General features: G+C 58.4%; 14 protein-coding genes. 2 read left to right on the top strand and 12 right to left on the bottom strand.

What is annotated here, in order from left to right; translation table 11 throughout:
* Nucleotides 1-8: 8 nt before the first annotated feature.
* The 11 genes from HNQ60_RS25310 to HNQ60_RS25260 all read right to left on the bottom strand — a co-directional run bounded on the left by HNQ60_RS25310 (nucleotide 9) and on the right by HNQ60_RS25260 (nucleotide 14,538).
* The gene (locus HNQ60_RS25310) at nucleotides 9-452 is read right to left on the bottom strand and encodes a cupin domain-containing protein (RefSeq protein WP_184335593.1); all 444 of its coding nucleotides are present in this window, start codon (nucleotides 450-452) and stop codon (nucleotides 9-11) included.
* Between the two features lie 412 nt (nucleotides 453-864).
* Nucleotides 865-1,212 (bottom strand): hypothetical protein, encoded by a 348-nt coding sequence (locus HNQ60_RS25305; protein WP_184335592.1) that lies wholly within the window; start codon nucleotides 1,210-1,212, stop codon nucleotides 865-867.
* A gap of 1,053 nt (nucleotides 1,213-2,265) precedes the next feature.
* The gene (locus HNQ60_RS25300) at nucleotides 2,266-3,864 is read right to left on the bottom strand and encodes an ATP-dependent nuclease (protein ID WP_184335591.1); all 1,599 of its coding nucleotides are present in this window, start codon (nucleotides 3,862-3,864) and stop codon (nucleotides 2,266-2,268) included.
* 127 nt (nucleotides 3,865-3,991) lie between these two features.
* Nucleotides 3,992-4,558, bottom strand: coding sequence for a DUF2939 domain-containing protein (locus tag HNQ60_RS25295; RefSeq protein WP_184335590.1), 567 nt, complete (start codon nucleotides 4,556-4,558; stop codon nucleotides 3,992-3,994).
* A 283-nt stretch (nucleotides 4,559-4,841) separates the two neighbouring features.
* Nucleotides 4,842-5,642, bottom strand: coding sequence for a putative phage abortive infection protein (locus tag HNQ60_RS25290; protein ID WP_184335589.1), 801 nt, complete (start codon nucleotides 5,640-5,642; stop codon nucleotides 4,842-4,844).
* A gap of 156 nt (nucleotides 5,643-5,798) precedes the next feature.
* Entirely contained in the window at nucleotides 5,799-6,326 is a 528-nt protein-coding gene (locus HNQ60_RS25285) for a hypothetical protein (protein ID WP_184335588.1), read from the bottom strand.
* 251 nt (nucleotides 6,327-6,577) lie between these two features.
* Nucleotides 6,578-9,124, bottom strand: coding sequence for an HD domain-containing protein (locus HNQ60_RS25280; protein WP_221304455.1), 2,547 nt, complete (start codon nucleotides 9,122-9,124; stop codon nucleotides 6,578-6,580).
* A 187-nt stretch (nucleotides 9,125-9,311) separates the two neighbouring features.
* Complete coding sequence (locus tag HNQ60_RS25275) at nucleotides 9,312-10,181, bottom strand: SIR2 family NAD-dependent protein deacylase (RefSeq protein WP_184335586.1); 870 nt, start codon at nucleotides 10,179-10,181, stop codon at nucleotides 9,312-9,314.
* Complete coding sequence (locus tag HNQ60_RS25270) at nucleotides 10,178-11,173, bottom strand: ParA family protein (RefSeq protein WP_184335585.1); 996 nt, start codon at nucleotides 11,171-11,173, stop codon at nucleotides 10,178-10,180. Before HNQ60_RS25270 ends, HNQ60_RS25275 begins: the two co-directional genes overlap by 4 nt.
* A gap of 375 nt (nucleotides 11,174-11,548) precedes the next feature.
* Nucleotides 11,549-12,247 carry a TSCPD domain-containing protein gene (locus HNQ60_RS25265; RefSeq protein WP_184335584.1) on the bottom strand — a complete coding sequence of 233 codons (699 nt, stop codon included), beginning with the start codon at nucleotides 12,245-12,247 and terminating at the stop codon, nucleotides 11,549-11,551.
* 143 nt (nucleotides 12,248-12,390) lie between these two features.
* A complete protein-coding gene (locus HNQ60_RS25260; RefSeq protein WP_246433882.1) occupies nucleotides 12,391-14,538 on the bottom strand; it encodes an adenosylcobalamin-dependent ribonucleoside-diphosphate reductase in 2,148 nt (715 codons plus the stop codon).
* 855 nt (nucleotides 14,539-15,393) lie between these two features.
* Here HNQ60_RS25260 and HNQ60_RS25255 point away from each other — a divergent pair.
* Nucleotides 15,394-16,734, top strand: a complete 1,341-nt coding sequence (locus HNQ60_RS25255) for a DegQ family serine endoprotease (RefSeq protein WP_184335583.1) — start codon at nucleotides 15,394-15,396, stop codon at nucleotides 16,732-16,734.
* A gap of 291 nt (nucleotides 16,735-17,025) precedes the next feature.
* Nucleotides 17,026-17,319 carry a GIY-YIG nuclease family protein gene (locus HNQ60_RS25250; RefSeq protein WP_184335582.1) on the top strand — a complete coding sequence of 98 codons (294 nt, stop codon included), beginning with the start codon at nucleotides 17,026-17,028 and terminating at the stop codon, nucleotides 17,317-17,319.
* A gap of 152 nt (nucleotides 17,320-17,471) precedes the next feature.
* Here the strand turns inward: HNQ60_RS25250 and HNQ60_RS25245 are convergent, their stop codons facing one another.
* Nucleotides 17,472-18,959 carry an FAD-binding oxidoreductase gene (locus HNQ60_RS25245; protein ID WP_184335815.1) on the bottom strand — a complete coding sequence of 496 codons (1,488 nt, stop codon included), beginning with the start codon at nucleotides 18,957-18,959 and terminating at the stop codon, nucleotides 17,472-17,474.
* Nucleotides 18,960-19,258: the final 299 nt, after the last annotated feature.

Raw genomic sequence — 19,258 nt, 5'->3', positions numbered from 1 at the left:
GCCGGACGCTACTCCGCGAGACGTCCGTCCCTCGGGCCGGACCAGACGACCTGCACGAGACACTTCGATGTCAGGCAGGCATCGCCATGAATCTCGTTCCCCGGCTGAAACCAGTAGCTGCCCGGCCCCAACGTTTTCGCGGATGCGCCGGTCTCCGCTTCACCCCAGTGCTTGAGCTGGCCCTCGATGACCACCAGATGATAGTCCGCAGTGTGTACATGAAGCGGTGTCGGTCCTTGCTTCATCTCCAACAACATCGCCGAAGGGCCGCTCGAAGGATCGCCCCACAGCACAGCCATCTGTGGACCATCCGGCAATCGGGCCACCACCGGAACGAACTTGGCCTCGCTCAACGGGACCACCACCATGCGTTGGCTGCTTGTCCTGTCAGGTACCGCCGCGCACGCCACGGTGAATGCCGCAACCAGGATAACGATCACGCTGAATCGCATGCCGATGCCTCCGATACGCTGGGACTTCGCGACGGACTGGATTCTCGCGCGCCGCCGGAATCACAGCGAGGACTTGCGCAGATCGGCGCAATCGGTGCGACGTGAAATCCCGCCTCAGCGCGCCTCAGCGGGTACCGCGTGTCAGGCGGTGCCGGGTCGCGGGTTCGCGGGTTTCCTAGCCAACCCAGCAGGACGCGACCTCGTCTTGCGTAACGCTCAAACCCGTGAACCCGCGGCCCGGCACCGGCACCGAATGCCGTGCCGGGTATGGCCCGCAATCAATGGACAGCCACCTTTCCCGGTCCGGCACCAACAGCACGCAACGCCTTCGGGATCCACCGCGTCCTTCGGGGTCACCGCGCGCTTCGATGCCGGACCAACCGGAATCACGAACAAGAGCTTCTGCGTGGAATCAGCTGCGTGTCAGTTTGACCGACGAGTACTTGGTATTACCGGGGAAATACGGTGTCGCACCAGCGCCTGTCGCCTTGAATCCGCCGAGGGCAACTCGTTCCCCGACCAGCGCCTGATCGACCACTTCTGTCTCCGAATCCATCCCCGACATTGATTTGAACCCGCCGATGATGGTCTTCTGCGCGGCACTGACTCCTGTCTCGTCGAATGACAGAGTCAACTGACAACCCCGCTGCTGCACTACATGGGTGAGCTCATGCATGGTCGACACGCGGCGGCCATTGGCCTTGATCTCGGCGATCGGAACGACGTCACGACCCCGGACTAGTGCGAACTTTGCGGTCATTCGAGTCTCCCTGGTTGATCCTCACCGTGGGCAGCATCTCATAAGGTGCCCCTCGGCGCCGGCGCGGCCACTTCAATCCAATGCGCAAGCTGCAGCCCGATCCATCGGCTCAAACCACGAACGCACGGCCCGGCACCAAAGGACCACGTACTGATTCGCCAAACCCGCGAACCCGCGGCCCGGCACCGAACGTTAACGTTGACACAACCCATCACTCGCAAAATATCTTCGGCGAGCATCAGCTTCGGTAGGGCTATGGCTTTTCGAGACACCGAATCCCCAACTGAATTGCAGCGGTTTCTTCCTGCCGCACGATAGCTCCATTCGTGCATCAGCTCCGAATGAGTATCTTTGCAATTCACTCAGAAAGTCGCATCTCGGCCGCATGCCAGATCGGTACTAAGGTGTCTGTCGATTGATCGACAAGCGGCGTTCGACGGTGTGGCAACACCGCCGAACGCCTAACCACAGGCAAACCTTACTGAGAGGTCCATCCATGGCTAGGAAGCATCATAAGTCGAAGTCCCGTCCGTCCCGCAACTGCGCTTCTCCGGCGAGTGAAGCGGATCCGAAGACGCGGGGTGAAATTATCGAGAACGAGCGCATGCGGCTGATGAAGGCGCACGCGATCCTCGGGTGTGTTCAGCAGGCGATAGAGAGCGATGGCGTTTGTGCGGGTGATCGGCCGTATTGGCCGGCGGCTATTGAGGCGGCGGGAGAGCTGGTCAATGAGGCGGTCAGGCGGCTGGAGGATTTGGAGTATGCGGAGGGGCGGGAGACGCTAGCGGCTGGGGTTCGGGAGATGGCAGCAGCGTACGACGTGGCGCCTTTGCACTGAAGAACGTCGGGAGCGGGTTCTGGGTTAACCGAACCCGCTTCTCGGCAGGAGTTGGATTGCGTTACGGGTGCCGGTCCTAGTCAGCCCCTCAGGAGCGCGACCTAATCTTGCACAACATCAAACCCTCGAACCCGCGGCCCGGCACCAGAGGCACCGCGGCGGGCACCGAACGCCCGACTGGCACCGAGCATGGACTACAGGGAGTCTGCCAGGAGCTAAGCTGACGCGTCACCCAGTCTGGCGAGAAAGCCCTCTAGTTCCTTGTTGTATGCGGTGTCCTTGGTAAGGCGATCACTAACAGCTTGGGCCAACTGCTTCTTTCCCAAACTCACGCCGTTGAAAGTGATCGGATCCTTCTCATAGGAGATTTCTTCGACCTCTTCAACGGCACAATTGAACTGTGAGGCCACCATTTCTGGTGGATAGAAATACTCGATGCCATTTCGGCTCCAGACAATGACGTTGTCGCTTGCAACTCCCATATTCACGAGTTTTTGCCTCTTGGTGCTGAACCGGCTGTCGAATACGACGAACAGCCTGCTCTGATATGGGCTCTTTTCCAGCGAACCAAATGCTTCCTTCAACGTGTGGATTCTCCCGCTGACATTCCCCTCGCCGCCAGTAGGCGTCACGGTGATTGTTCTGTCTGGAAAGCGACGCGAGATGACGCGCGAGAGGAAAATGATGTCTGCGTCTCCTTCCACGAATACGATAGCGGACGGCAAGAACAAAGACTCTAGATCATTCCCAAGCAGGCGAAACTGCAGCGCGTGGAACTCGCTGACGCTCGTCACTTGCTTAACGGTCAAGACATCGTCTGCCTTCTGAACGTTGAAGTTGCTAGAGAACGCGCGTCTATCCAAGAACAGATGAGAGTGCGTTGCGACGACAACCTGCTTCAGGTGAGGAAAGTGCTTGGCACGACTTTCCGGACTGTAGAGAAGCGTAGCCACGGTCTTTTGGACTTTCGGACTGAGACCGAGCTCTGGCTCATCGATGTAGAGGGCAGAGATTCGGCTATCGACTGCCACACCAAGTACGGTCATCAAGACACGCGTTCCAGTACTGGCTACGCGCATGTTCTGGCCATTCATGTCCACGTAGAACGGGCTGAGCCTGCGGCCTTCGTCGACGTGTTTGATTGTGAACTTCTCACCGATCAGGTCGCTACACAGTTCGAGCAACTTGTCCAGTTCAGCATCGGGGAGTCCGCCCACAATCTGCTCAAGCTTGACCTGCGAATCGTCTTGATTCTGACCCTTCTGAAACGATTGTTGCATGTGGTTGTAGTACATGCCGCGGTACAGCTCTGGCTCGCTAGGCCTAGTATTGAGTGTGTCGACGTGGGAGAACCGACCGACCGCGAGCAAAAAGGCACGCTGGTCGGCACGGAGATACATCTGCTTGAGGATTAGCGACTTTCCGCAATTGTTCGGACCGCAGAGGACCGTTACCGACGCATCCCTGCGCTGTACGAAGAAGTCATCGATCGTCGGCTCGAAGACAAACGGATAGCGAAGAATGTTCTCGTACGTGATGAGCGGCGACTCCTCGCCACGCTGTTGAACAACATACTCAGCCACTACCGTTGTTGAACCGTGGATCTCGAGCGCTTTGTGCATGCTGTCCAATTCTTGCAGCGTCACCGGGCCTTTCCACGTCCGGCTCTTTGGGTCGATATATCTCCATAGACCAGCGGGATCGGAGATTGAAGCTGTTGCCGTCGTTTCGTTCATGGCACCCCCTTCATTCATGACACCACGACCTCCAACTGTGTTGCGCCAGCCCGGTCGCTTGCGGACGAGTCGTTTCATCGGCACTCCCGTTCAACTTGCGAAAAAGCAACCAGGAAGCGCAATGCCGTATGGCGGCTCACTCTTGGTAGCACTCGCCTCCCTCGGTGCCCGGGCACCAAAGACGACGGGTCGAAGGTTCGAAGGGTTACTCCGTGTCGAACTCGTCGAGCGGCAACTGGATATCGACGATCCTCCAGGAGAAGGCATCGCGCTTCATCACCCATCTGATGATCTCGCGTTTCTGGTTCGGAGTTTCTACCACGAAGCGATTCACACCCGTGTAGTACGCGCGGTCGTACCTGAAGACTTCTTCGGGTTTCGTCGGCGACTGATCCCGCCCCGCGCCCACCGGGTCCTTACCACTCATCACCGCGCGCAGGCCCGCCGGCGTCATCATGGTGTCGATGAAGCGATCGATGATCATGGAGCTGAACGCCGCACCGAGCACGGCAAATCCACTCTTCTGCTCCGCCATCTCCTTCGTCATGACGACGCCCATCTGGGATTTTACGCTGTCGCGAACGGCCGGAAAGTCGATGTATTGCGAAAGCGCATCGGCATCTCGAGACGCCGCCGCAGCGCGCAGCTGATGCAGCGTGATCCAGGGATTGGCGGCGAGATACACGAGGGCAAGCAGGGCCGCCAGCACCGAAAGCTCCTTCCACGATACGGCGCGACTGGTCTCGGGCTCATACATTTTGTGTCGCTCCATGTTCACTGGAACGAAGAGATTTTCTTCCGATGACTTCGAGAACACAGGCTCTCGACGATGCCACCGCGGGTCGTTCGACTCGTTCATTCGAATGCCTTCCATTCGCCATAACAGCCTAGCGCAGCCTCGGTGCCGGCAGCTTCGTTGCCGGGGCGGGGTTTTGCGGTTCCTCATTCGTACCGGACGGCCAACCCGAAACTCTCCCCGGGCGCCGAACGCCCTAGCCACGCGATTAGCGGCCCGGCACCGGTGCACAGGTACCGAAATGCTGGCGCTCCGCGCCCTACACAGCTCTCCCGTCAACCATCACACCAGGACCCGTTGCCTCCGCGCCATACCAGAGGTTTCGAGACTGAGGGATGGCGAACACCTGCGTCATGTCAAAGTCGCGGAAGAATGCAAAGCGCTCAAGAAGCGTCTTGAAATCCGGAGACGACTCGCACAGTAAGCCGTGATAGAAGATCAAATGCTTCTGAGCTGGCGACGCAGCCGCCTTGAGGAGATTCGCGTATATCTGTCGATCTGCCAGGCGACTTCTGTCGATCAGTCTAAGAATCTGCAACAGCAGATCGAAGTACGGGCCAATGTTGTAAGCGCTATTGATGAACCATGAACTGTAGATTCGTCTCACACTATCCGGCGAATCTCCCTCGCGAACCTTACTCAGACCCCCGTTGTCATAGCCGTTCAAATGATGAACCAGATGGAAGAACGCGTGCCTACCTTGCTGCGCCGGGTCCACGCTGCCGGGATTTCTTACCTCTGATTCAACGCGCTGCAATAGATCCATAGCTGCAAAAAACGTGTTCTCGAAACCTTGCCGCGACACAGCTTCTGCCTGCGCGCGCAGCTCTGCCCGAGTCGCTGCCAGTTCTATCTTTTGCAGCCTGATCGTTAGCCAGAGACCCGAGAGAGCCACGCCCGAGAACAATGCTGTTAGCACACCGAATGTATCGCCGTATGCACCCGACAGTGGGGGCTCCCTCGATGCAACGGCCGTGACCACAACGAGAACAACAACCACCGTGGCAATGACCATCGCAGAGCGACTCGCCCGGCGACTCAGCTCGTCCTCTGTAGGCATGCTCGATGCTCCTTCCATTTACAAGCTCTGCCGGCTCTAAGTACCGGAACATACGTCCGTATCTTGGTTGAGCTTCGAACCTACGAACATACGGCCCGGCACCGAATCCGTACGAACCCGCGAACCCGCGGCCCGGCACCGATGACCTCGTTTGCTCTATGTGATGGCATTGCTGGAAAGCTCGCCAATCAGCAGCTTCAATGCTAGATCGATACTCTCAATGAAACTCGCATGGAGCTTCGACACGTGCCCGACGTTGCGGCCGGGAATACGGACATATCCCGGATACCTGCTCTCAACCGTCGTATCAGCGAGAACTCCTAAGCGCGTCGGAAGCTCGGCGACCAGCAGATACGCTTTCATCGTCGCCTCCACTTCGGCTGCTGTCAGGAGGCCGATTCGATCGAGGAGCTGCTGATACACGCGATCCGGCACATGCAGCGGAACTAACACTGATTGTTGCGATTCATGATCGCCAGTCGTGCTGATCCGATCAGCATACATCGCACGTATGATCTCTAGCTCCGCCCGCAACGCGGTGCGGAGCGCCTGCCTCTCGTGCTTCACCTGGCGCCCATGCTGCTGGCGCGCCGACCTAGCATTCATTCTGATAGTAAGAATCACCCCCGTAAAGCCGAGCAGCCCCACGATGAAAGTCTGAAATCGCACAAAGCCTTCAATCATCGCGTCCAACCCGAAACACATTGAGCGCTCACCTCCTCTCTGCTGCCACAATAGATACTGATGTCGAGCTCCAGGCGCTACGTACCGGGACGTGTGTTCGTATCTCTGCTCACATCAAACAGCGCCCACCGTCCCATAGTTTCGAAAGTACGAACCTACGGCCCGGCACCAATGTGCACGCGAACCCCTGAACTCGCGGCCCGGCACCTAGTCGCTCGAACCCACGAACATTTCGTTGCGGGCACCGTGATTTACAGCGTGGCGTCGAAGTCGGGAGAGGTACCAGGTTTCACGTCTCCATCATGCGTAGACTCCTGCATTCTGAAGATAGGTATTCGTCGATGGATTCTCGTTGAATTGACCGCCCCCACTACGACATCGTCTTCGTCTTCCGCGAATGCCCCATTCCAGGCGTGGGCTATAAGGTTTCGAACTAAGCCTGCGACGCGGGAATCTTGGGGCTTTTGCTCTCCAGTCAGAGCTGCCGGCCAATTGCTTGATCGCAGTATTTCACCGTCATGCCTGAGAGCGATTGCCACGCCATCATCTTGCACGAAGTCTTCGCGGAATTCCTTCGGATGGATATCGTCTTCATCCTCGTCGTACCTGAACTCACCATCGAAGCTGATCGCGATCTCGCCCATTGCACCTAATCGCTCCAAGAATTCTTGCGCATTGAGCCAATCCGAGCCCCATTTGATCAATTTAAGCCCCCCCACATCTCCCCCACATTCCAGTATGACCTCGGCCGATCTCGCTTGACGGTCCTCGTCACTCACCAACTCCTCAATGAGACGTGCTTGCTCAGTGGCCCACCTCGCTAACGCCTCCTTCGTGACCAAGGGTTGCGCAGCATCTCGCGCCGCCGTCACAGCCTGACCCAGAAGCACGCCTTGTAGGTTGCTAAGCCGACCAGCCCGTAGCCCGGAGATCGTCACCCATCCACCTGATGTGGACGAAAAGTAGGGTGACGGATTGATGAACGCACGCCCAAATAGCTCACCAGTCGCGCCAACGATAGGCCGCATCAACGAACGATCAGCCTTGCGGCGATCTAGATGAGCCTTATCGAGCTGCGGGTCTAGGCGACTAATTAGATCGGCATCTCCGAGTTCTAGCCAGTCACCGGGGCGTATGACCTGCTCGCGTGTCCCACGATCTGTCCTCACAAACACGTTTACGTCGAGATTTGGAGCTATCGAGGCAACGAGGCTTGGAAACTGCAATGGAGCCCTAGAGAACGGTCCCACGGATAACAGCCCATGCGAGTCTGCGGGATGAATCTTAAGCAAGACCTCTACACGCGTACCTCCGTCGATTGGGGCTTCAGCAGTAGCCGGGGACAAGATCGGCCTCGCGCTTGTGCCTCCGCGAAACTCGAGCAATCGTCCAGCTTCCTGGCCTTTGTCACAGCGACGCGAGTAGACACGAACTAGCGACCCCAGCATGAAGACAGAGAAGAAGCCAATGCCGAATCGGCCAATTGCTTGCATCCCGGAAGCAAGCAGGCCGGGAAACTCATCCATGGCTAGCGACGATCTCCAAAACGATGTCCCGAAGTCCAACAAGGGGCCAGTTAGGATGTGTTCAGACATTCCTATGCCGTTGTCCTCGACAATTAGCCAGCAGTCACCTGCTCGCCAAACAAGGTCTAGCGTGATCTCTCCCCAATCAGGTGCCCTTTTCTGAAATCTTCGCCGTGCCTGGACTGCATCAGCAGCATTTTGAATCAACTCACGTAGCGCAACTGTTGGATCATTTCCATAGAGCTTCGATCCGCCCAGGTTTTCGACAATTCGCGGAACATCGGAAACTTGCAAGCGCGCGTCCACCGGCCTCCATTCTCGTGTCTGCACGGAGCGGGCGAGCATCTCTGGAGATCCAGCACCCTTCACCCGCCTGACCTTGAGAACCTCGCGGCCTCTCCCATGAAGAAGGACGTCGACGTCCCGCAGCTCACGGTCGACCGAGTTGAGAGTGTCGTACGCAAGCCACCATGCTTCCGCCTCAGATCTCGAGAATGGCCGGCCGCTCGTGAATACAACCGCGTCTAGCTCCGCATGAGGACGCGATAGTCGTTCCTGAAATGCCCAATGAGCGGCGGATACCCCAGTCGGATTTGTTATCGCTCGGAGAAACCTTGGCGCTCTCCTACTATCGAGATGCACCGCATCAGCCACTCTCAACAGGCATGCGAGTTTTACGCGATCAACCAAGTTACGTGTCCGATGCGCCAGCGCCCCCAAGTCCTCTGAGAGCTCATACTCCACCTTGCTAACTGACCACCAATGGCTATGCGCGATTCGCCCGATAGTTGGACCGTAGAAAGCTCGGAGATCGGGGTCGTCTATTAAGTAGATCTTTGAGCCATCCGAGGCTTGCCATCCCTGCTCTGCAAGAACCTCAGCTGTTTCCGCGTGCAGTCGGCGCAGCACTTCAGAGACTATTCGCTGCTCAATGGGAGCCGGCAGCGAATCGGAGTCCTGCAGCCCATCGTCATCAACCGCCAATTCTGAGCACGCCCGGGCAACAGCGTCTTTCCAAGCGAGCGTTGTTTTCAGCTCCGAGATACCCCCTGGATACGCCGCGAGACTCATGCCTGCGTCGTGCAAGAGGATGCTCACTCCCAGCACAAAAGCCTCTGCCGGGTTCACATTTATCGCGCCCTCCGCCACCAAAGACGCGGTATCCCACAGGGCATCTAGGTGAGAGATGTCGTGAACCGTCAAACCAGGCAAATCCGCAGCAATGCGACTTACAAGTTGGGCGGCCTTCTCTCGAACCGAAAGATACTGCATCCGAAAGAACTCTTGCTCCTCGGCTGTACTATCCGACCGTTGAGTCAAGAACGCCTGGCGCCATAGCCACGACTGACGAAAGTCTGCTCCCATTGCCATACAGTCATCCTACCTTCAGATTTGGACTCTCAAGGTCGTCCCGCAACACTTGCATAGCTGAACCCGCGCTTACAGATCTTGGGGGCTGCTACCAATTTCTGGTACTTGCCAGCAGTTCACGCTGTGTCTCCACCAACCCCACGAGATCATGTAGCGATTCGCGAAGCTCGGCATGACCATCCTGCGCCCGATAGAAGAGGAACTTTAGATTCATATTTCTCTTATGGCTTTGTTCGATGTCCACATGGAGTGATGCGCGCGGCGCAACCATGTAGTGCGGCCGGCTACCAGGGAACACGTATGCGTACTTCTCCAACATTAGCTGGACATCGGGATCGGACAGGCCACAACCCACAAACAATAGCGTGTGAGTCACGCTAAGCGCGTCAAGCACACCATAGAAAGGCGAATGCTCGACGCGAGCGCGAATGTAGTCCTCGCGCGTGAAGATCATCCTAGCCGGTGTATCCACAGACCCGTGCGCCTTCAGTACGCATCTGCGATCTCCGCGCACCACCAGACCGACATCAGCGTTCGAATATTCCTTGACGTAGACAGTGCCGCTAGATTCGTTAGCAGCAAATGAGTCGTAGATTCTGTCAACGTTCTGCGTTAGAACGATGCGACTATCTAGTTGAAAAATGTCGCGATGTATGTCTGCTGCACGAAATTTCGGAGCTACAAACAGATCATGTATCAATGCGTTCCACTCATCCGCGAGTCGATACTTGATGATTTCGCAGGCAGTCAGGTAGTCGTGCCGACTCAAGAGCGCTTCAATGTGTCGCTTTGGATTCCCACAGCGAGCAACAGCAGCTCTTAGAAATTCCTCCCACGTAGGCGGACGTACGTTGTTATCCAACTCGGAAACCGAGTTTTTGGAGACACCAGAGCCGAGGAAAAGAATAGCTCTGCGCCGAGCGATGTCCTCGATCAGCTGCTGAGGCCAAACAATCATGACAATGCGTCAACTTGGCTTTCGAAGCGCTTGGCAACCTCGCGGATGGTGGAGGCATACTCCTTAACCTTTGTGAAGTGAGCACCAACCACACCGTCGGAAGCCTTCAGAGCGAATATCGGCGTGTGCGCAGACTGCGCAAGCGGAACTAAGCTATGCAGCGTCGGTATTGACCCCAGTTCAAACTTTGAAGTTGGTAAGTCTCGGCTCGTAAAGTGCGCGATTAGCTGCTTCTCTATTCGAACTGGTATTTTCTTGGCTATCTTGTCGAACGCTTTAACGGGCCGCTTCTCTTCACCGACTGTTTTCGCAGTGTACTGTTGCGTAATGTAGCCTAGAAACTGCAGTCTCCAGCGCGGGTCGTCGATTTCAAGATCCTCAAGCGAATCCGCAACATCTTCGAGCGCGCGCTCCAGCTTTTTCCTCCAGGACGACAACGAGAGACTGATATTGTCTATCGCGCGCACAGAGAATATGTCCGTCGACATCGGAGTAACGAAATAGTCGACGGCCACAAGAACAGCTCGATTGATCGAGCCCAGGGATGGCCCCATATCGAAGAAGACAAAGTCGTACTCGCCGCATTGCGAGAGCAACTGCGAGAACAGAAAGGTCGTTCGAAGTCCACGAATGTCGCCGCCGGTCGCTTGAACCCAATCCGTGGCCAGCCGATCCTCCTCGAGGGACATACCGGGGTCACCGGGAATTACATCAACCTCGAATGCCTCGCTATGGCGAACTCGCAACTGTTGAACGAAGCCTTTGCCTTGAGCTAGCGGCTTGACGACATCCAGCAGTGTGAAATCGTTCTGTTCGTATATCTTGTCAATCGTTAGATCATCGAACATGTACTGAGTTGCGTTGCATTGCGGATCCGCATCGACAACGAGCACGCGCTTCTTCTGATGTCGAGCCAGGGACGAAGCTAGGTTGCACAAGAATGTCGTCTTCCCAACTCCACCCTTATTGTTGAACACCGCAATTGACTTCATCCGCGCACCTCCCGATTCAGTACTCGACTGTCATACATCCCAAAAAAAACCCCGCTCTTCGGCGGGGCTTCAATCGGTCAAGGCTAGTCCCCTTCGACGATCAAACTTGTGAGCAAGCGTGATGACGCGATGAGGTGATGCTGGGATGGCGGTGAGGCCATCGTCGTATTACTTGGTCAAAGTCCCGCATCCTCATCTGTCGTCACGCTTCGTCTCATTCCATCCTCGTCCTTGGCGCCTGCCCGCTGAGATAGGCGGTGGGGCGGGAGGGAATGTGTTCAAACCTTTGCTTTGCAAAGAGTCCCACTAAAGTGGGACCCACAATAAGAAAGATCTACTAGCAAGAAGAGAGGCCCTTCAAGGAGTCCCCTCACCTCACCCGCACTTCGAGTCGCCGCAGTTCAGGCACGTCATACAGCCGTCCATCATGATCACCGCCGCCGTGCTGCACTTTGAGCAGAGCTGCGCACCATCCGGGAAGTGGCTCTTCGAGAACGCGTCGACTTGCTTGGTCTTCGCTTCGTACTCGGCCTTCTTCTCTTCGATGAGCTTCTTGCGATCTTCGTCCATTTCCGGCTTCTTGAGGAGGCCGATCATCTGCAGGTGCTTTTCGACCACGTAGCCGAGCTCGGCAATGATCGATGGCATGAACTTGCCGCCGGCCTGCCAGTAGCCGCCGCGGGGGTCGAACACGGCTTTCATTTCATCGACCAGGAACGTGACGTCGCCGCCCTTGCGGAACACGGCCGAAATGATTCGGGTGAGGGCGACGATCCACTGGAAGTGATCGAGGTTCTTGGTGTTGATGAACATCTCGAACGGGCGGCGCTGCTCGTGCGGCGTGCCTTCATTCAAAATGATGTCGTTGATGGTCACGTACATGGCGTGATCGGAGACGGGTGTCTTGATCTTGTACGTGGAGCCGATGAGCATCTCGGGACGCTCGAGCTTCTCGTGCATCCAGACGACGTTGGCTTCCTTGCGGGGTTCTTCCTTCGCAACCGCAGCAGCCTTCTTGTCTTCGGGCTTCTCGACCCGGTATTTCGAAATCTTTTTGTCGATCTTGATGGACATCTTCTTGCTCCAGCGGCTGTGCCGCTTCAGAACTGGCAGCGACGCGTCTGCTTCTTCGTCACTCCCGCGTAGGCGGGAGTCCATGCCTTGGTCCGGATGGATTCCCGCGTTCGCGGGAATGACGGAGTGGGCGGCGCTGCTAGTTAGAACTTCCCGTAATAACCTTCTTTCAGAGCGTCGAAGAGGTTCGCGGCGCTGTGCATCTCGCCGTCGTACTCGATCTCTTCGTCGCCCTTCACTTTCACTTCGCTTCCGTCTTCGAGCGTGAACACGTACGTGGTGTTCTTCAGGTCTTCCTCTTTGACCAGCACGCCCTGGAACGCTTCGGGGTTGAAGCGGAAGGTGGTGCAGCCCTTCAGGCCCTGTTCGTGGGCGTAGAGGTAGATGTCCTTGAACTGCTCGTAGTCGTAGTTCGTCGGCACGTTCGCCGTCTTCGAGATCGAGGAGTCGATCCAGATCTGTGAGGCGGCCTGGATGTCGACGTGTTCCTTCGGCGAGATGTCGTCGGCGGTCGTGAAGTAGTCCGGCAGCTTCTCGGCGGCGTTCGTCGAGCCGGGCATCGCGCGTGGATTCACGAGTTCGCGATAGGCCAGCAGCTCGAACGAGAAGACATCGACCTTTTCCTTCGACTTCTTGCCTTCGCGGATCACGTTGCGGAAGTAGTGATGCGCGAACGACGGCTCGATGCCGTTGGATGCATTGTTCGCGAGCGACAGCGAAATCGTGCCGGTCGGCGCGATCGAGCTGTGATGCGTGAAGCGGGCACCGATCTCGGCGAGTTCATCGACGAGTTCCGGCGCTGCTTCGGCAACGCGCTGCATGTAGCGGCTGTACTTCGCGTGCAGCGTGCGGCCCGGGACTTTCTGGCCGACGCGCCAGCCGTCATCCGCCATCTCCGGACGCTTGCGCAGCATCTCCGGCGTCACTTCGAACTCTTCGAGCATGATCGGCGCCGGGCCCTTCTCGCGTGCGAGATCGAGTGCGGCTTCCCAGCCCGCGATCGCCATTTCGCGCGACACGTTCTGGGTGAAGGCGACGGACTTCTTCGAGCCGTACTTCATGCACAGCATCGTGATCGTCGAGCCCAAGCCGAGGAAGCCCATGCCGTGACGGCGCTTGCGCATGATCTCATCGCGCTGCTGGCCGAGCGGCAGGCCGTTGATCTCGACGACGTTGTCGAGCATGCGGGTAAAGACCTTCACGGTCTTGCGGAACTCTTCCCAATCGAAGCGCGCATCGTCCGTGAACGGATCGACGACGAAGCGCGTGAGATTGATGGAGCCCAGCAGGCACGAGCCGTACGGCGGCAATGGCTGCTCACCGCAGGGGTTGGTCGCGCGAATGTTCTCGCACCACCAGTTGTTGTTCATCTCGTTGACGCGGTCGATCAGCACGAAGCCAGGCTCGGCGAAGTCGTACGTCGAGGACATGATCACGTCCCACATGCGGCGCGCCGGGACAGTCTTATATATACGGCAGCAGACCAGGCCCGTTTCGTTGGAGACGTACGGCCCCTTGTGCGGCCATTCGCGCCACAGGAATTTGCTGGTATCCGAGGTATCGAGGCCTTCGGCTTCGACTTCCTTGCGGGTGACCGGGAAGGCGAGCTTCCACTCCTTGTCCTGCTTCACCGCTTCCATGAACTCATCCGTGATCAGCAGCGACAGGTTGAACTGGCGCAGCCGGCCCGCTTCGCGCTTGGCGCGGATGAACTCCATCGCATCGGGATGGCCGACATCGAACGTGCCCATCTGCGCGCCGCGACGGCCGCCAGCCGACGACACGGTGAAACACATCTTGTCGTAGATATCCATGAACGACAGCGGGCCGGACGTGTAGGCACCGGCGCCCGACACGTACGCGCCACGCGGACGCATCGTTGAGAATTCATAACCTATCCCGCAGCCAGCCTTGAGCGTGAGGCCGGCTTCGTGAACCTTAGCTAAAATATCGTCCATCGAGTCCAGGATGGTTCCGGACACGGTGCAGTTGATCGTGGAGGTCGCAGGTTTGTGTTCCTGCGCACCGGCGTTCGAGGTGATGCGCCCCGCCGGGATCGTTCCCTTGCGCAGCGCCCAGAGAAACTTTTCGTACCACTCGGTACGGACTTCTTCGAGCTCGACGTCCGCGAGTGCGCGGGCAACGCGCTGGTACGTCTCGTCCATGCTCTTGTCGATCGGCGAGCCGTCTTTGGCCGTCAACCGGTACTTCTTGTCCCAGATATCGAGCGAGGCCTCCTGAAATGGAATGCTGTTGACGTCCATAGGCTCAAGCTTGATTGCTGTCTTCATGCCGGTGAGAACTCCCCAACTTTATGAGGGCGGGAACCCCTTGAATCCACCTGTGCGTGCCTCGCTCTTCGTATGGCGGCGGGGGGACGAAGCTGCGCACAGTCCTTCCTGACTCCATGCTGGTTTGGGATCCGGGCCGGTTACTGGGGGTGCCCCGTAGTCCGCGGGGCGGGAGTACCACCCGTGATCGCCTACCACAACATCTTGTGTCAGAGGAGGGAATCTATTCCGGTGTTGGGGATGCGTCAAGACAATGTTTAGGCTCGTTCAGGGTCGGAAAATTCTTTACGGATGAGCCGATTACAGGGTTTGTTGGAGAAATTTTATTTTGCAAGCGTCGCCTTCCGCAGCCACCTCCGTCAGGGTTTGGAGCACAAGATGTTGTGTCGCCCCACAGAACTGCACAACGAAAGAACAGGGGGCGCACAGGGTGTGCACGGGTTGTCCACAGGGTTGTTAATCCGTCGCTCCCGCGAACGGCTTCGTCACTCCCTCGAACGCGGGAGTCCATGCCTTGAGCCCCCCCCGGAAAACCAGATGGATTCCCGCTTTCGCGGGAATGACGGAGTGCGGCGTTCCTTCACTCCGGCAAAAGCGGGAGTCCATGCCTTTGATCCAGATGGATTCCCGCGTGCGCGGGAATGACAGAGAGTCGCCCCGTCACTCCCGCAAAAGCGGGAGTCCATGCCTTTGATCCGGATGGATTCCCGCGTGCGCGGGAATGACAGAGGGGGAACTTCCTCTCCGCTTCCGGACTCTTCCAGCACTCATCCAATGTTCGCGGCTAGAATCTCCCGACAATCGTCGCGAAATCGCGCACTTGTTCTTCCAATCGCTTTGCAGAGACTTTCTTCTATGAGCCAGGCATCCAAGCTCGTCGCCCTCGGTTTGACTCTCTTTGCTGCCGCTGCCCACGCGCAGCTGCCGCAGAAGGTGGGCGATACGCCCGTCCCCTCGCTCGCGCCGATCATCAAGAAGACGTCGCCGGCGGTGGTGAACATCGCGACGCGCGGTACGATCAAGGAAGCCCGCAATCCCCTGCTCGATGATCCGTTCTTCCGTCGCTTCTTCGATGCGCCGAACCAGCCGCGGCAGCGTGAATTCCAGAGCGCGGGCTCGGGTGTGATCGTCGATGCGAAGAGCGGCTACATCATCACGAACGCGCACGTCATCGAGAACGCGGACGAAATCACGGTCACGCTGCGCGACGATCGCCAGGTGAAGGCGGAAGTCGTCGGCAAGGACACGGGCTCGGATGTCGCGGTGCTCAAGGTCGCTGCGAAAAATCTCGTCGAAATGCCGCTCGCGGATTCCGACAAAGCCGAAGTCGGTGACTTCGTCATCGCGATCGGCAATCCGTTCGGCCTTCAGCACACGGTGACGTCGGGAATCATCAGCGCGCTCGGCCGCTCGGGCATCAATCCCGAAGGCTACGAAGATTTCATCCAGACCGATGCGTCGATCAATCCCGGCAACTCGGGCGGCGCGCTCGTGAATCTCGACGGCCAGCTCGTCGGCGTGAACAGCGCAATCTTCTCGCGCAGCGGCGGCAACATCGGCATCGGCTTCGCCATCCCGTCGAACATGGTGAAGGCGGTGATGACGCAGCTCATTCAATACGGCGAAGTGAAGCGCGGCATCCTGGGCGTGCAACTGCGCAACCTCACACCGGCGATTGCTGAGAGCCTCGGGCTCGAGACGTCGAAGGGCGCGCTCGTGGGCCAGGTTGTTGAAGGCTCGGCGGCGGAGAAGGCAGGCATCAAGGCGGGCGACATCATTACGTCGATCAACGGCAAGACCGTGTCGAACTCATCGGAGACGCGCAATCTGATTGGCCTGCTGCGCATCGGCGAGAAGGTGGACATCGGGTTGAGTCGCGATGGTCAGCCTCGTCGCGTTACTGCAGTGATCGCACAGCGTGACGATGCGAGCGCGGAGACTTCGGGCGAGATTCACTCAGCGTTTGAAGGCGCCGCGCTGGGGAATGCACCGAGCAACGGCGGCGTGCAGATTCAGAGCGTCGCCGAAGGCAGCCCCGCTGCACTGAACGGGCTGCGCGCGAATGACGTCATCGTCGGGATCGGCCGCACTCGGATCACGAACATGGAGCAGCTCCGCACGACGGTGAAGGATGCTCGGGCGTTTACGGTGACGATCCGGCGTGGGAATTCGACGTTGGTGTTCCCGATCGGGTGAGGCACTCCGTCACACCCGCGAAAGCGGGAGTCCATCCGGATCTGGGAAGGATGGACACCCGCTTTCGCGGGTGTGACGAGACCTCTCCGTCATTCCCGACGACGTCCTGTCATTCCCGACGACGTCCTGTAGTTCCCGACGACGTCCTGCCATTCCCGCGAAAGCGGGAATCCATCCGATTTCCCGCGAAACGCATGGACACCCGCTTTCGCGGGTGTGACAGAGTCTTCTTCGTCATTCCCGCGAACGCGGGAATCCATCTTCAGTTACCCCATCCCACCCCGGAAAGCCATGGACAGGCAACCCGCGGTTTACATCCTGGCCAGTCGCCCGCGCGGCACGCTGTACATCGGCGTCACCTCAAACCTGATCGCGCGCGCCTGGATGCATCGCAAGGACGTAGTGCGAGGCTTCACGCAGCAGTACAGCGTCCATCTGCTGGTCTACTACGAAGCTCACTCGACCATGTACGAAGCCATCGCTCGGGAGAAGCAGCTGAAGAAGTGGCGGCGCGCGTGGAAGATTCAGTTGATCGAGTCGATGAATCCGGAGTGGCGGGATCTCTACCTGGAGCTGCGCGCTTGAGGGGGCTCGGATGGACACCCGCCTACGCGGGTGTGACGAGGGGTTCCGTCATTCCGCGAACGCGGGAATCCATCTGGTCTGGGAAAGATGGACACCCGCTTTCGCGGGTGTGACGACAGTCTCGTCATTCCCGCGAACGCGGGAATCCATCCTCACACCCGCGTCGGCCTCACATTCGCATTCAGCCTGAACAGATTCGTCGCGTCGTACTTGTTCTTCAGGTCGACCAGACGCTTGTAATTCCCCCGATAGTTCTCGTTGACCTCCGAGGACGTCGCTTCCCGCGCCATGTCGTTGACGTAGAAGCCGCGAGTGAACGGCTCCAGCGTCTTCCAGTACGCCCGCGTCGCCGTGATGTGATCGGCCGCATCACCCGAGCTCGGATACGCCACGACCGCCATCATGTTCGCGACTGCATCGCGATGAGCGAACGCGGTGCTCGCCTCCGGGACACGCGTGCTCTGACCGCCGCAGTGCTGGAAGAACAGCAACGTCGTGCGACGAGGGTCCGGCTTCAAGCCTTCGACGATGGTCGAAACGAGCTCGCGCGGCAGCTGTGGAACGAAACCGCTCTTCATATAAGAAGCGATGGCGCGCGAATCGCCGGAGTCATTCGCGCGTTGCACAGCGACGTAGTCCTTCGTACCGATGCTGTCCTTGGCGGGACCCAGTTTTCGAATGGGCGCGAGCGCTGCGTCCGCATCCTTCGCCGCACCGGAGTAGCAAATCTCCAGCAGCATGACGCCAGGCGCATTGTTGGGCGGGAGCATCAGGACAGGATCGACGTACAGATCATCTGGTGCAGCTGGCGCGTATTCCGCCCACATGCCCAGCACTTCGCGCGCCCGTTCGAATGGAAAGATCACAGAGCCTGCGATCACCTGCGGCTGCCGCTCGTGCAGGCGAAACTCAAACCCCGTCACGACACCGAAGTTGCCGCTGCCACCGCGCACAGCCCAGAACAGATCTGCATTTTCTTTCTCGCTGGCGCTCCGCAATTGTCCGTCGGCGGTCACCAGCTCCACGGATTCGAGATTGTCGATCGCAAGCCCGTAGCGCCGGGCAAGGCGACCGAAGCCACCGCCGAGCGTCAAACCACCCACGCCCGTGTGCGACACAGTACCGAGCGGAGTGACGAGACCCTGAGCGACGCAAGCCTGATCCACCTGTCCGAGCAACGTGCCGCCCTGCACCCGCGCGAGACGTCGCTCGCTGTCGACCTTCACGCCGCGAAGCTTCGAGAGGTCGATGAGCATTCCCTTGTCGCAGCTCGATTGGCCTGAGCTGCTATGGCCGCCGCACTTTACTGCGAGCAGCAACGAGTGCGCCTTCGCGAACGTGACCGCCGCCTGCACATCCACCCTGTTCGCCGGCAATACGATGAGCGAGGGATGCTTGTCGAACGACGGATTCAGTAGCAGTCGCGATTTGTCGTAGCCCTGATCGCCGGCCAGCAACAGATCGCCTTGTAGTTGCGCAGCGAGTTCGTCGATATCACCGCCGCGCAGCTGGATCTCGCGACCATCGCCGGTTACAGCATCGACGTTCGGGGCACGCCCGGTCCGGGCAGCAAGAACATAGTGGGCAGGAAGGGCGGCGGCCGCCCACAGTGAAGACTGCAGAAATCGGCGACGCTGCATAAACGATCCCTCCCAGACATCGTTGCGAAGCACGGCTAGTAGAAGCCCGCGATAGGGTGATTGCAACTGGCCCGAAAGGGCAGCGATGAGGTGTTACACCCGCGACAGTGGGTGTGACGGAGACTGCCGTCATTCCCGCGCACGCGGGAATCCATCCGGGCTTTGCGACAAAGATGGACACCCGCTTTCGCGGGTGTGACGAGGACTGCCGTCATTCCCGCGCACGCGGGAATCCATCCGGGCTTTGCGACAAAGATGGACACCCGCTTTCGCGGGTGTGACGAGGACTGCCGTCATTC

Source organism: Povalibacter uvarum (genome assembly GCF_014202975.1).
GTDB classification, from domain to species: Bacteria; Pseudomonadota; Gammaproteobacteria; order Steroidobacterales; family Steroidobacteraceae; genus Steroidobacter; species Steroidobacter uvarum.
This window is presented reverse-complemented; position numbering and strand designations above follow the sequence as displayed.

Coding starts and splice junctions, on each gene's coding strand:
- HNQ60_RS25310 (WP_184335593.1), bottom strand. CDS start 452: ATGCGATTCAGCGTGATCGTTATCCTGGTTGCGGCATTCACCGTGGCG.
- HNQ60_RS25305 (WP_184335592.1), bottom strand. CDS start 1,212: ATGACCGCAAAGTTCGCACTAGTCCGGGGTCGTGACGTCGTTCCGATC.
- HNQ60_RS25300 (WP_184335591.1), bottom strand. CDS start 3,864: ATGAAACGACTCGTCCGCAAGCGACCGGGCTGGCGCAACACAGTTGGA.
- HNQ60_RS25295 (WP_184335590.1), bottom strand. CDS start 4,558: ATGGAGCGACACAAAATGTATGAGCCCGAGACCAGTCGCGCCGTATCG.
- HNQ60_RS25290 (WP_184335589.1), bottom strand. CDS start 5,642: ATGCCTACAGAGGACGAGCTGAGTCGCCGGGCGAGTCGCTCTGCGATG.
- HNQ60_RS25285 (WP_184335588.1), bottom strand. CDS start 6,326: ATGATTGAAGGCTTTGTGCGATTTCAGACTTTCATCGTGGGGCTGCTC.
- HNQ60_RS25280 (WP_221304455.1), bottom strand. CDS start 9,124: ATGCAGTATCTTTCGGTTCGAGAGAAGGCCGCCCAACTTGTAAGTCGC.
- HNQ60_RS25275 (WP_184335586.1), bottom strand. CDS start 10,181: ATGATTGTTTGGCCTCAGCAGCTGATCGAGGACATCGCTCGGCGCAGA.
- HNQ60_RS25270 (WP_184335585.1), bottom strand. CDS start 11,173: ATGAAGTCAATTGCGGTGTTCAACAATAAGGGTGGAGTTGGGAAGACG.
- HNQ60_RS25265 (WP_184335584.1), bottom strand. CDS start 12,247: ATGTCCATCAAGATCGACAAAAAGATTTCGAAATACCGGGTCGAGAAG.
- HNQ60_RS25260 (WP_246433882.1), bottom strand. CDS start 14,538: ATGAAGACAGCAATCAAGCTTGAGCCTATGGACGTCAACAGCATTCCA.
- HNQ60_RS25255 (WP_184335583.1), top strand. CDS start 15,394: ATGAGCCAGGCATCCAAGCTCGTCGCCCTCGGTTTGACTCTCTTTGCT.
- HNQ60_RS25250 (WP_184335582.1), top strand. CDS start 17,026: ATGGACAGGCAACCCGCGGTTTACATCCTGGCCAGTCGCCCGCGCGGC.
- HNQ60_RS25245 (WP_184335815.1), bottom strand. CDS start 18,959: ATGCAGCGTCGCCGATTTCTGCAGTCTTCACTGTGGGCGGCCGCCGCC.